This window comes from Desulfosoma sp., from assembly GCA_037481875.1.
GTDB lineage: Bacteria > Desulfobacterota > Syntrophobacteria > Syntrophobacterales > DSM-9756 > Desulfosoma.
In genome coordinates this window covers 126,939-140,955 of record JBBFKY010000008.1, presented here as the reverse complement: position 1 = coordinate 140,955, position 14,017 = coordinate 126,939, and the positions used below count along the sequence as shown (strand labels likewise).

General features: G+C 48.8%; 8 protein-coding genes. All 8 read left to right on the top strand.

Going from position 1 to position 14,017, the window contains the following annotated elements:
* Positions 1-90 precede the first annotated feature (90 nt).
* The 8 genes from WHS46_11570 to WHS46_11535 all read left to right on the top strand — a co-directional run bounded on the left by WHS46_11570 (position 91) and on the right by WHS46_11535 (position 13,998).
* Positions 91-903 carry a hypothetical protein gene (locus WHS46_11570; GenBank protein MEJ5349313.1) on the top strand — a complete coding sequence of 271 codons (813 nt, stop codon included), beginning with the start codon at positions 91-93 and terminating at the stop codon, positions 901-903.
* 120 nt (positions 904-1,023) lie between these two features.
* Positions 1,024-2,184, top strand: a complete 1,161-nt coding sequence (wecB, locus tag WHS46_11565; protein MEJ5349312.1) for a UDP-N-acetylglucosamine 2-epimerase (non-hydrolyzing) — start codon at positions 1,024-1,026, stop codon at positions 2,182-2,184.
* A 379-nt stretch (positions 2,185-2,563) separates the two neighbouring features.
* The gene (locus tag WHS46_11560) at positions 2,564-5,617 is read left to right on the top strand and encodes a glycosyltransferase (GenBank protein MEJ5349311.1); all 3,054 of its coding nucleotides are present in this window, start codon (positions 2,564-2,566) and stop codon (positions 5,615-5,617) included.
* Between the two features lie 37 nt (positions 5,618-5,654).
* Positions 5,655-8,003 (top strand): glycosyltransferase, encoded by a 2,349-nt coding sequence (locus WHS46_11555; protein ID MEJ5349310.1) that lies wholly within the window; start codon positions 5,655-5,657, stop codon positions 8,001-8,003.
* A 266-nt stretch (positions 8,004-8,269) separates the two neighbouring features.
* Positions 8,270-9,409, top strand: a complete 1,140-nt coding sequence (locus WHS46_11550) for a tetratricopeptide repeat protein (protein ID MEJ5349309.1) — start codon at positions 8,270-8,272, stop codon at positions 9,407-9,409.
* A gap of 26 nt (positions 9,410-9,435) precedes the next feature.
* Positions 9,436-11,022 carry a glycosyltransferase gene (locus tag WHS46_11545; protein ID MEJ5349308.1) on the top strand — a complete coding sequence of 529 codons (1,587 nt, stop codon included), beginning with the start codon at positions 9,436-9,438 and terminating at the stop codon, positions 11,020-11,022.
* A gap of 185 nt (positions 11,023-11,207) precedes the next feature.
* On the top strand, positions 11,208-12,596 hold the full coding sequence (locus WHS46_11540; protein MEJ5349307.1) for a glycosyltransferase: 1,389 nt from the start codon (positions 11,208-11,210) through the stop codon (positions 12,594-12,596).
* Entirely contained in the window at positions 12,547-13,998 is a 1,452-nt protein-coding gene (locus WHS46_11535) for a glycosyltransferase (GenBank protein ID MEJ5349306.1), read from the top strand. Before WHS46_11540 ends, WHS46_11535 begins: the two co-directional genes overlap by 50 nt.
* Positions 13,999-14,017: the final 19 nt, after the last annotated feature.

Here is a 14,017-nt window from a genome sequence, read left to right as displayed (position 1 = left end):
ATAGGTACACCATTCAAAACTTGGGAACGGCTGGCTTTCACGGTTTCGGCCCGGCCCGGGCTATCCCGGGCAGAACCTGAGAGTGACACTGTGGAAGAAAGGAAACGCCAGGCGGCGGCTTCCGAGCTGCAGCTTCAACCGATTACCTCTTCGGATCAGTCAGAGTGCGATGATACCGGCGATGTTCGCGTGTCGGCGAAGTCCCACAGCGCTTTTCAGCGCACCGTGAGCCGGGTGCTTTCGCACGAAAAGGGACCTATGAGGAAGCAGGCGGGCGGGGTTCAACATCTCGGAAAAAAAGCCGACGAATCCATTCTGGGAATGTGGACTCTCCTCTCTGAGCTTGATACCCAGTCACCAGGTCTCTTGCCCCCGCAGGTAGGCGCCGATGGGTGCGCATCCGTCCTAAAACTGGTATGTTTGAAAACTACCTATTTTCTTGGTTCCGGAATTGTCCAAAAAGAAGAAATCAAAATCCAAAGCCGCGTGGCCCGTGGAAAACGGCGTTACCGAAGCCTTGGTCGTTTCAAGGAATTCTGTGCTGAAGTGCGCGACAAGGCACATGAGAACGTGAGCTTACCGGTAAAAGCGGTGTCGCAGGGTTTCCTCCGAAGAGACGGTCTCGACGGAAGACTCCTTGAACCAGTCGTCTTCAGCAACTGTAGCGGCGACTTCAAAGAAGCTCTTTTGCTGGTACATAAGCCTCAGGGAAGTCGTAACGACATCGTCGTGAGAAATCCTCGGGCAGCCCGGAACTTCCCTGTTCATACGTCCGAAAATACTCGTCCTGTCGTTGATGAAATTGCCCAAGAGGATGAAACCCGAGCGTCCCTTGGAGAGAGACTTCCAAGGGTGTTCGACCTCAATTTCTTTGAAGAGCGCACCTGTCGAGTGAGCGGATAATAAAAAGATCTATACCACGAAAAGCATATAATAGGAACATGTTATATACAAAACCACAGTTATTTGAGTTATTTGTGAAAATTTAATTTCATGCATCTAGGAATTAACCAGGAGCGGTGAATGACTAAGGTGCTCGTCATCATCGGTACGCGTCCCGAGGCCATCAAGTTGGCCCCCGTAGTTCGGGCGCTGAAAGACAGCGGCAAGTTTCTTCCGTTCATATGTTGCACGGGTCAGCACCGAGAAATGCTTCGGGATGCCATCCGGATCTTTGAAATCGAGCCCGATTTAGACTTGAATCTGATGCGGCCGGACCAAAGCTTAGCGGAGCTAAGTTCACGGCTCCTTTCAGGCTTGGACAAGGTTCTGGTGGAGCAAAGACCTGAATGGGTGATCGTGCAGGGTGACACTACCACAACCATGGTAGCCACATTAGCAGCTTTCTACCGAGGTATTCCCACCGCACATGTCGAAGCAGGCCTGCGAACACGAAATCTTCAAATGCCTTTTCCGGAGGAAGCCAACCGGAGAATTACCGGATTATTGGCAAGTTTGCACTTTGCGCCCACGCAAGCTGCCCGCGAAAACCTACTTCGGGAAGGAATACCGCTAGAGCAAATTCATGTTACCGGAAATACAGTTGTCGATGCCCTGCTCTGGATGGTCCAGAAGGTGACAGGGGATGTTAGATTGATGAATGACTTGAAAAGCGCCATTCCTGCACTAAGTCTTTGCGACAGCCATAATCGCCGACTCGTACTAGTAACCAGCCACAGACGCGAAAATTTCGGTGATGGGCTGAAAAATATTTGTGTAGCCCTCTGTCGCCTTGCTCAACGAAAGGACATTGAAATCGTATATCCGGTGCACCTAAACCCTTGTGTCTATAATCCCGTTCACCGCGCTCTTAGTGGATACAGAAACATCCATCTGCTTAAGCCGCTCCATTATCAACATTTTGTCGCCCTGATGCATCGTGCGTACATAGTCCTTACCGATTCAGGAGGGGTTCAGGAAGAGGCACCAGCTCTTGGAAAGCCTGTCCTTGTAATGCGCGATGTGACAGAGCGTGCAGAAGCCGTGGAACTGGGCATGGCAGAGCTAGTTGGGACCGATTCAGAGCGGATCGTTAGCAAAGCAAACCAACTTCTTGATGATCCCGCGTACTATATGCGCATGAGCCGACCGGTGTTCTGTTATGGGGATGGTAGGGCGGCGGAGCGAATTGTTGATATCATTGCCAAGGAGTCAGCTAAATGTTCAACACGGAAGAATGTCTAGAATGCGAATTGGCATATTTGGTGCTTGTCTATATGACATTTCAGTCTATGTATTTTGCAATGGTATGCGTGATAATATATACACAACTGTTTTCACAATTTCGAAGAGCGGGATTTAGTTGAGTTCAGTTGAGAGGAGCCTGTTCTTTAGACTCTAGTGGCGCATGTTTTATACAAGAGTTCGAATGCGATATAGGAGATAATACAGCTGTCTCTGTGCAAGTCCTTGTATGGTTCTTTTTCTACCTTGATCCTGTGGGGCAGGTGATACTTAGCGGGCTGGTGCCGGCAAGGGGCTTTCACAGCCGGCTCATCTGTTTGTTTTGGACTTGTTACCAGCTAAATCAATACAAAACCTTTATGGCGGTGAGGAATAAAAGATGACCGTTGCTAATAGGTGTGCTATTTCGTTGAAACCCATGGCCAGAAAAGAAAGTGGAGTAGACCAGCCAAGGGTGCTATTTGTTGCTGACTTTTTTTTGCGTGACATGGTTATTCCTGGAGGGGCCGAGAGAAATGATGATGTACTAACTGATAAACTTAGAAAAAGAAATATATATGTAGAAACCATTAGGTGCGGCGACCTAAACAATAACTTACATGTTTTGCGAGGTTTTGACGTAATTCTGATTGGAAATTTTACTGGACTCTCCGATGTTGCTGTTAAGGCTATTCAGCAGCATAAATATATTATTTATGAGCATGATCATAAATATGTCAGAGGCAGAGATCCATCTGTTTTTCCAGGCTTTAAGATCCCAGATTGGGCCATCATTAACCGCGAATTTTATGCTAAGGCACACAAGGTTATAGTTTTAAGCACCCTATGTAAGTATATTATTGAAAATGCCTTAAACATACCTAATGTGATTAACATAGGCACGAGTTTATGGAGCGATGAAGAGCTTGATCATTTAAGCTCTCTTTGCGCACGGAAGGTTCCCAAAAACAATAAATTCGCCGTACTCGGATCCAGAAGCAAAATAAAAGGGACAAGAGAAGCCATTGAGTGGTGTCAATTGAATTGCGTAGACTATGAAGTACTACCGCCTAAGCCATGGAAGCATCTCGTAGAGTGTCTCTCCAAGTACAAGGGTTTGGTTTTTATGCCGCAGGTATGTGAGACTTTCAATAGGCTTGTCGTAGAAGCGAAAAGTTTAGGTTGTAGAGTCATAACCAATGAATCCATGATCGGTGCTGCAAGTGAAAGCCTTTGGGAGATGAGTGGGTTTCAATTGCTGAGCGAAATTCGACGAAGAGTCATTTCCGGAATTGATGTGTTTGAAAGGGAAATACATTCGATTGTATACCATGATCGCAATGCTTACACAGCTATACTGACCGCCTATAGGCGAAATTCAATCTTGAGGGAACAGGTCGTCTCATTGCGCACACAAACAATACCGCCGAAAGAGATATGGATCTGGGTAAACCGCAGCGAAGATACTAGAGGTGTGGATTTTTATAGGGCTGCGGGGGTTGACGCAGTCTTTTACTGCGATCGCAACTGGAAATATTTTGGTAGATTTGCCGTTGCGAATCTCGCAAACACCCCTTACGTTGCCATTTTTGACGATGACACTATCCCAGGCCCTAAGTGGATCGAAAACTGTTTTGATACAATAAAGAGCCATCCTGGTATTCTCGGAGGGGTTGGTGTTATTCTTACTGGCTGTCATTATCGAAATCATATTAGAGTTGGTTGGGTGCAACCCCACGACGAAGTTGTAGAGGTGGACTTAGTTGGCCACGCGTGGTTTTTCAGAAAAGAATGGTTGCGTTTCTTCTGGCAGGAGGAACCGTTCACTTTGGAGAATGGCGAGGACATTCATTTTTCTTACGTAGCCCAAAAGCTGGGTGGGATAAAGACATATGTTCCAGCTCATCCTCTGTGGGACAAGACGCGCTGGAGTTCTATCAAGGGGCGCGAGTACGGTGTGGATAGCGTAGCTTCGTCGTCTCCTGAAAATCATGCTGTGTTCTATTTCCAAAGGGATTTATGTGTAAAAAGTGCGATCAATAAAGGCTGGACCCCTTTGTTCATGCGAAAACGCTTTTGTACGAATGAGAGCGATACATCAGTCCTGGGTAAACGTATCGTAGGACTGGAGGGTAAAAGCACTCTGTTTCAACCACTTAAAATCGGCAACCCGATGCGGATATGGGGCGCGAAGCATCAGGCTGGATCTGCCATGGAAAACGAAAATCGGATCTTGGCTTGTCCCCCGAGCGGGAAGGATCGCAGTGAGAGATCCACCACTGCAAGTTTCGTGACCATTCGAGGAATCAGATGGCAAAGCCAGGTTCTCAATTACAACGGATATGCATCCCATGCTCGAAGAATTATCGAGGCGTTGGAGCAAACCGGCATTCCCATCATGGTGAAGGCGACGGCGGCGGACAAGCGATTTATTCGCCATTTGACTCCGCCGGAAGCCGCCCGGTGGCAGGATCTCATGCGCAAGCCGGTTGGACTAGGAGCCTACTTGTGTATGGCTGTTCCCACCTTGGAGGACGGGACGGAGGTTTTTAGCCGTTGGCGCGAAGAAAACCCTGGTTTTTGCACTTATGTGGGGGTGGTGACCTTTGAGACTGACCGACTGCCTTCGGGCTGGGCGGAAGCGTGTAATCGAATGGATGAGATTTGGGTGCCCAGCACATTCAACAAGGAAACCTTCACGCGAGGCGGCGTAAGTTCAGAACGTATTGACGTGTTTCCTACTGGCATTGACACGAATATTTTTAACCCTCATCGTGTTTCTCCGCTTTTAATTAGGAACCGAAAAGGGTTTGCCTTTCTTTCAGTGTTTCAATGGACGCACCGAAAAGGCTGGGATGTTCTCTTGCGTGCGTACCTATCGGCCTTTTCGGCTCAAGAGGATGTTTGCCTTATCCTCAGGACGTATCCCTACAGAATTCAGCAGCCGCCCATCAGCGACCGTATCAAGGAATATATTGAAAACCTCGGAGTAGATCCTCAAAAAGCCCCTTCCGTTATCGTTCTCGACAGGTTCATTCCCGAGCAATACATGCCGTCCCTTTTTGCCACAGCAGATGCATTCGTATTGCCTTCCAGGGGTGAAGGGTTCGGGCTGCCTTACATGGAGGCCATGGCCATGGGTTTGCCGGTTATCGCCACGCGTTGGGGGGGACATCTGGACTTCATGGATGACTCCAATAGTTTTCTTATCGACGTGGAGGCCTTGCAACCTGTTCACAGCCGCCTGTCAGAGGAAAGTGGCTTTTACACCTCGGATCAAAAGCTCGCTGAGCCATCTGTGTCCCACACGGCAGAGTTGATGCGCTTGGTGTTTGACAACAGAACCGAAGCTCGACGCCGAGGACATGCGGCGAGGGAGTACATCAAGAGCCACTGGACCGTGGAACGATCGGCCCAATGGTTCAAATCCAAACTGTCTTGGATCACTTCTTGAGAACGGTGACACCTGAGGAAAACTCTTAGGAGGGGCGATGAGAAAGGTGTTTCGTGACTGTCAGCCCGTGGTCTTTTGGAAAGCGCCCATCTACGATCCCAGTGGGTATGGTGATGAAGCACGGCATTTGATTAAAGCTATTCAGCATGGCTGGCCTCTCCGTGTGGAGCCGGTAGGCCGATTCTCCAGCGAGTTTATCAAGGGGATGAACAAGGAGGATCGGGAACTATTTGGAAGGCTTCAGAAAACGGCTTTATCCAAAGAATACATAAATCTGGATCAGGTCCCTGCTTATGCCTTTCATCGCGACGAAAGAGCTATTTTTAACATTGGAAGGACGGTTTTCGAGACCGACCGGATTCCTGCCTCGTGGGTCGAGAAATGCGACGAGATGGATGAAATCTGGGTGCCTACGCCATTTAATGTGGAAACATTTCTTCGAAGTGGCGTAAGGACTCCAATACACGTGGTACCGCAAGGAATCGATTCGGAATTCTTTAGACCCGGTTTCAAGCCGCTTTTGATCCCGGGCAAACGTTCATTTGCTTTTCTTTCCGTCTTTGAGTGGACATATCGCAAGGGATGGGACCTGTTACTCAAAGCTTGGGCCGAAGTCTTTGCACCCCACGAAGATGTTTGTCTTATTTTAAGGACGTATCCCATAAACGCGGTGGACTCCATAAATGTGAAATATGTGATCCACGAGAGGATACATCAATTCCTGCAACGACAGCTAGGTGCGTCTCCTTTCGATATAGCTCCAATCATTGTCCTGGGAGACCAGATCCCGGCAAAGCTCATGCCGCGATTGTACGCCACCGCCGATGCTTTTGTTCTTCCTTCCCGTGGAGAAGGCTGGGGGCGACCATACATGGAAGCCATGGCCTGTGGCCTGCCAGCCATCGGCACTCGATGGGGGGGGAATTTAGCGTTCATGAATGACAAGAATTCTTATTTGGTAGAGATCAATGGGCTTGAAGAGGTTGGTGGTGAAATGGAATTCGAGTTCTATCGGGGGCACCTTTGGGCTTCACCTTCCCTGGACAGTTTAAAAACCCAGCTCCGTCACGTTTATGAACATTCAGCGGAGGCTCGATCAAAAGCTTTGCAAGCTCGAGTAGATGTTGTCAAAAACTGGAGTTGGGAGGCGGCCGCGAACAAAGCTTTGGATCGTCTGGAAGCCATCACATCTTACATGCCCCGTTCCCATTTTGAGTTGAAAGGGATGACGAGCTTAGCCCAAGAGAATTCTCGCGTGGAGGTCGTGTGGGAAGGTCCCCAGCTTGTCTACAGCTCTCTGGCCAATATAAACAGGGAAATTTGTCTCAACCTCTCGGACCGGCAAGAAGTGTTCCTTTCTCTAATACCAAAGGATTATCGACAGCTTTCATTAAAGAATGACATCAACATTCGGAAACTTATGCGGTATTTTTATCGAAGCGGCGGCATGAACCCATGTGTCCACGTACGACATGAGTGGCCGCCGAATTTTACACCTCCTGAGCGAGGACATTGGGTCATGATTCAACATTGGGAATATGGTCGACTGCCGTATGACTGGGTGAAACCTATGAGTACTCTTGTTGATGAATTATGGGTTCCTAGCAGGCATGTTTGGAAAACCTATGTGTCGAGCGGGGTTCCTCCGGAACGTCTTCATTTTCTTCCTCTTGGGATTAATCCTAATACTTACAATCAGGTCGTGGAGCCTCTGCCGTTAAAGACTAAGAAAACGTTCAAATTTCTATTTGTTGGCGGAACCATTTGGCGTAAAGGAATAGATGTCTTGCTTACTGCTTATAGGAATGTGTTTACAAGGTCAGATGATGTCACACTTGTTGTCAAGGACTTTGGGCAAAATTCATTCTACAAGGGCCAGGGGCTTATCAGCGCCATTCAAGCTTTGCAAAAGGATCCGAGGGCACCCGAGATTTTATATATCGACGAAGATCTCGATGAAAGTTTGATGCCCCGTTTGTACAAAGCATGTAACTGCCTGGTGCACCCTTATCGTGGAGAGGGATTTGGCATGCCGGTCCTAGAAGCGATGGCTTGCGGCGTCCCAGTGATCGTGACAGAGGGGGGGGCTACGGACGATTTTTGCAAGCCTGAATTTACTTATAAAATTAAAGCAACTCGCCGAGCCTTCACTGCACCAACCATTCAATTTGCCAGCGGGGCTGGATGGGTCCTCGAGCCGGATCTAGAGGAGCTCCAAAAGCTTTTGCTTCACGTTTATGAGAACTTCGAAGAAGCAAAGCAAAAAGCTCAAACGGCATGCGATCACGTTCTTCAACATTACAACTGGAAGAGAATTACAGATTTAATTCTAGCGAGAATTTGCTTGCTCGTCCAAAAACCCATCGCTAGGTTTCGTTTTCGCTGAATGACAAGAAAGCTCCGTTTCAGTTCGCCTGGGCTTTCAACAAGCACTCGTTGTATTCAAGCTGTTCCTGCTTTGGACGACTCCAAGAGTGTCATTTTTTCAACACTCGTCATGCAACAGGTCAAGACGATCCAAGGGTTATGCTTTGTAGGGGTGGCCTTTAACTTTTAATGTGCATGAAATCTAGGAACTTGGCATCAATATCGCATCAGAATGTTTTGCGAATGACTCTGAAGTGAAGTCTAAGAAAAAAGGGAGGGTGACCCATGTGGGAGGGTGAAGAAGCGAAGCGCGTTAATGAGGATCTTCTGAAAAGATGGATAGACATCAGGCGATGGGACGAAGCGGAGGCGCTCTTGCGAAAGTCTTCGGCAGAAGCCCCATATGATACCGCTATCTTGGCTCGATTGGGATCGGTTCTGTGGGAGGCAGGAAAACGCCGCGAGGCCCTTGAAGCCCTGGAAAAAGCGCTCATGCTGGATCAAGACGATGTGCAGGTAATCGAAGCCCTCCTCAAGGTTTTCGTCGCCGTGGGTCGTCAAAAAGACGCGGAAGACATTCTGTCGGCTTATATGGAGCGAAATCCCTGGGATCTTGAGGCCAAAGACAGGCTGAGCCGGTTCCTGACTCAGCACGTGAGTTTCTCATCGGTGGTTACGAGCCCTGTGGGGCAGCCTCAACGAAGCGATCGAGAGGAATCCGAAAGCCAGGTCCTCGTACGGGTTGGAGAAGAAGAGTTTTTGAGACAAAAGTTTGACAGGGCTAAGGTATGTTTTGAATTGGCGTACGAAAAGGATCCCGGCAATGCCAAGGCTTTGAACAATCTGGGTGTTGTTGCCTGGCAACAAGGAAACACCACAGCCGCTTTGGAATATTTTCAAAAAGCCTTGGATGTGGATCCTCTGGACGGCGAAATCCTTTTGAACAGTGCTCGTGCTTTGGGCGATTTGTCCCAGTGGGAGACGGCGGCCGATCTTCTTCAAATTTATTTGAGCCGTCATGGAAATGACGAGGAAGCCTGGTCAGATTACCGACGCTTTGTTCAAGCTTTGGCTACGTCTTGGAATGGGGATGGTTTGTCCGAAAAGGTGGCCCATGTCTATGTGGAAATGGGCCGTAAGCTGGCAGATCTTGGGGATTACCAAGGGGCCATTGGAGCCTACGGACGGGCTTTAAAAATTTCAAGCCATTTGGCGGACGCTTATTATGGGCTGGGGCTTTTGGAACAAAACCTCAATCGCCATGAAGAAGCGATGGAAATGTTTCGAGCCGCTTTGGAAGTGGATCCTTCCCACAAACAGGCCGCCGAAGCTCTTCAAACAATTTGCCAAAAAGACGATGAGCCGATCTCTAACGGCTCGGCTTCTCTGGAGGATTTGGCCGTCTTCCAGGGATCGGCGCTTTAAGGAATACCTTCCTGGTCCTAAAAATTATGGATTCGGGGCTTCTTCAACGCAATCTCAAGGCTTTGGCCTTTCAAAACCCGTCGTTGGCTCTGAGGCTTTGCGAACCTGTTGGAAGTGACCATATAGAATTGTTTCCATCCCCATCGGGTGAACTGACGGCTCGGTTCACCCGGCTGAATATTCCCGTTCAGTGTCTCGAAAATCCGGTTAAAAGCGCAGAAAAGGCAGTGGAGGAATTTGTCGCGCAGGAAAGGTGGAATGTTTTTTGTTTTGGTGTCGGGCTTGGCTATGAATTGGCCCTGTTGCTCAAGAAAATCCCAAGGGAGCGTCGTATTGTCGCATACGAGCAAGACCCCTGGCTTTTGCGCATGTGCCTATCTTTGCATGATTTCAGCCGTCCGCTGCTGACAAGAAACCTCTCCTTGCTTCTTGGTGCTGATGTAATTCCCTGGTGGCGCCAAGAGGCTGAGAATTTCCGTATCTTTTACCATCCATGGCTTCAAAGCGCTTATAGGCCCCATTGGGAACGGCTTCGGATAAACACCGACTCTCCACGACGTGTTCTCGTGGCTGCGGGCGGTCTTTTCATTGATGATGTCGCGGACGCCTTGCAGCAACTGGGATGTCACGTGTGGCTATGGGATCCTCAACAGGTTTCCCTCGAAGAGACCAGGCGTCAGATCAAAACCTTTGATCCCCGCTTTGTCCTGAGCATCAATTTCATCCCTGGCTTGGCCTCCTTGTGTGAGGATATCGGCATGAACTATGTCGCGTGGGAGATTGATCCGACGGTGGAACGTTTAAAACCCCACAAAACGAAAGCTACCACGACGAAAATTTTTACGTATCGCAAGGCGCGCATTCCTCACTACAAGGAATCCGGCTACCAAGCCGTAGAGTATCTTCCCTTAGCCACCAACCCTAGACGGCGCTACCCCATGATGCTCTCTAAGGAAGAACTGGAGCGTTATGAAGCGCCCATCTCCTTTGTGGGAAGTTCCATGCTGGCACAGGCGCAAACCTTGAGACGTCTGTTTGAAGAAACATGTCTTTTGCATGGTTTGAATCCGGAAGAAGCAACGAACTTGAGCCGACCGGTTCCCGGCCATGACGGCCGTCTTTTGGATCTGGGCTTATGTGCGGCTGAAGAGAAAGCATCGGCTCATCGTCGAAGAATCGTTGGCGAGGTTCTTGAAATGCCCTATGGGTGCAAGATTTGGGGTGATGACGGATGGGCCGAGATGTGCCCACCTTCCGTCTATCAAGGTCCTGCCAAGCATGGTTTGGAGCTTACCAAAATATATAACGCTTCATGGATTAACCTGGACATAGCACGAGCTTATCAGAACGACATTGTGACCATGCGAGTTTTTGATGTTTTGGCGTGCCAAGCCTTTGTTCTGGCGGAACATTCTCCTGCCATAGGTGAACTGTTCGATATAGGGCGTGACGTGGTTGTTTACCGCAATCGCCAAGAAATAAGGAAATTGATACATCATTACATTAGAAACCCTGAGGAGCGAGTGAGTATTGCAAGGGCCGGCCATGAGAGGGTTTTGAAAGATCACACCATGGATCAACGAATGGCCTGGATTCTGCAATACCTTGGTTGATGTCCGGTGCCGAGGGACTCAGCCAATGTTGTTGAGGAGAAAACGGTCATTTTCGGTCCATCGGATGCGCTTCCAACCGTCTGTAGAGCTGCCACGCACTGGTGTTCAAGAGGCAAGAGCCGTGCATACATCAAGGGGATGGAGTGGCGCCCCACCTGTCTTGAAATTTTTGCGGAGTCGACGGCATGCAGACCATCTCGTTGTCCATGATTGTCAAGAATGAGGAGAAAAATTTAGCTCGCTGTCTGGAAAGTGTTCGAACGTCTGTGGATGAGATCGTCATCGTGGATACGGGATCTACGGACGGGACTCTCGAGATTGCACGGCGTTATGGGACCAAACTTTTCTTTTTTTCTTGGACCGGCGATTTTTCGGAAGCCAGGAATTATGCTTTGTCTCTGACTCAAGGTCCCTGGGTCTTGTGGTTGGATGCCGACGAAGAATTGGTTCTTCCCGCAAAGAAGATCGAGCTAAAGACCGAGTGTTTCAGGACAGACGGGGATGCTTTCCTTGTTCCAATCCGAAACTTTCATCAAGATGGCTCCTTTGATGTTCATCATGCCGTAAGACTGTTTCGAAAATTAGACGGCATTCGTTTTGAGGGAAAAGCCCATGAAGGGGTGGACCCATGGCTTCTGCGTATGGGGCGAAAGATCGTTTCAGCTTCCTTTGTCATTAACCACTATGGATATGCGATCTCCGAAGAAGGAATGCGCGCAAAGCTTGTTCGAAACCTGGAAATCCTTCAGGAACAGTTGGCGCTGAACCCTCAAGATGCCGTCTCTCATTACTTGGTAGGCTACACCCTTTACGGGCTTGGGCGGCGAAAAGAGGCTTTGCGATCCCTGAAAATGGCCTATGCGTTAAAACCTCCAACAAAAATTCTAGAATGCATGATCCTTAACCTCCTTAGTCTTAATGCTTACTCCGACCAGGACTACCCTCTCACTGAAAGGTATGCGCGAGAATCCTTGGCACAAATTCCCCAACAAAACACAGCCCGACTTTATCTCGGCCTAAGTCTTTTTTTCCAGAGACGCTATAAAGAAGCCTTCCCTTTCTTGTGGCAAGCCTATCAGTTTGGTCGCTTGCCTGTTGTGCAGCGCCGAACGGCTTTGACTCAGGAGCATTTTTACAAAGAGAATGCCCTGCTTGGAATTTTAGCGGTTGCCGCGAGAGAAGCAGGTGAAGAAGCCTTGGCGGTTCAGTTTTTTCGAAGGTATCGAAAGTCTATTGACGAAAGGGCTGAGCTTTTAGCGCACGAAGGTCTGAGTCTTCTTCACTGTGGAGCTTATGAGCAAGCAGTGGAGTGTTTGCTAAAAGCTTTCAAGCGAGGATTGCCGATGGAGGATCTCGCTCCGCCCCTGGCATACGCGTTCTTTCGGAGCGGGTGTCCAACAAAAGCCCTGGCACTTTATCGAAAGTATCCAGGAAAGTTTCTCAAGGACGCAGCGGGCCGAGCCACGGCTACACTGATCCAGGCATGGCAGGCTCAAAGATTTTCCAAAACCAAGGGTAATAACAATGATGGATTGTCCTGTAGCACTTTCCGTCTGCATGATTGTGCGCAATGAAGCTCATCAGCTGGAAGAGGCGCTTCAAAACTTCAGACTCTTTGCCGATGAAATCGTGGTTGTGGATACGGGATCGATCGATGAGACTCGGGCCATCGCCGAAAAATATGCGCATGTGGTGGCCGATTACCCCTGGCATGATGATTTTTCTGCAGCCCGAAACGCTTCGCTGGCAAGGGCTCGAGGGCGTTACCTTCTATGGCTCGATGCCGACGATCGTGTGGACCTCGAAAACGTAGAAAAAATTCGACGTCTTAAAACTCTATTGGATGGCCGAGCTTATTGTTTCGTGCTTAAAGATATTCGACATGGGAAACCATTTGCTTCCTTGATGCAGATTCGCTGTGTTCCTAATCTTCCGGGTGTCAGATTTCAAGGCATCATCCATGAAAGACTGGATCATGCTTTGGAACGACTTGGAATTCCCTTGGTCGATACGGACATAGTTATTGAACATCATGGATATACAAACCCATATGTGTTGAAGTCAAAAATCCGAAGAAATATTGATTTGCTCCACAAAGCGCAAAATGATTGTGAAGACACTCAAAAAGATGAAACGATACAGTATTATCTCGCGATCTCCTATCATGTTCTTGAGGATTACGAGCAGGCCCTCAACTGCATGGAAGCATGTCTTAGCATTTTAAAAAAGAAGAAATTCTGCGCTACGCCGACTCAAAGCCAAGCCCTTGAGCCCTTTATTTGGGATGCCGTTCTCTTTTGTGCGGAAACCCATTTGGATCAAAAAAATCCTCAAAAAGCTGAAAGGTATCTTTTACAGCTGAATGGTTTTCCATGCCCCTATCCTTATCTGCTTTTTCGCCTTGGTCGGCTGGCTCAGCGCTTAAATCGTCACAAAGAGGCACTTCGTTATTTCCAAAGCGTCGATCTCAGCCGTCACGTAGTTACGCGACTTCCATGGCCACAACTCAACGTAGCTGACCTCATCAGCCATCAGGCCTATAGTCTCTATCATGTTGGAGGCATCGAAGCCTGTTCTCGATGTGTGGAGGTCTTGCAGGACGAAGCCGTGCGTTATCAAGTATGGGAGCAGTTGGGTTGTCTGGCTGTGGAAAACGGTCAGTGGCACCTTGCTTCTGAGGCTTTTCATCGTGATTGGGGAGGGTATGCTCTCTCGACCTTGGGGTGGACCCGTTATGGAAGCCTCCTCAAACAGGAAAATAAGCTTCATTTGGCTGTAAAAGCTTTTCAGAAAGCCTTGGTCAAGGAACCCGACAATATCGAAGCGGCGATCAAACTAGGCAATACTTACTGGCAACTCGGGGCCGATCGAAGGGCTTTGCGGGTGTTTGCGTCCTTGGTAGCCAAGGGAGTCAACGATTTCCCCGTTGTCAAGGCTTATGAGATTCTCAGTCAGCGGCTGGGACGTGGGGCCTGACTCGTGGTGTAGAGGATGA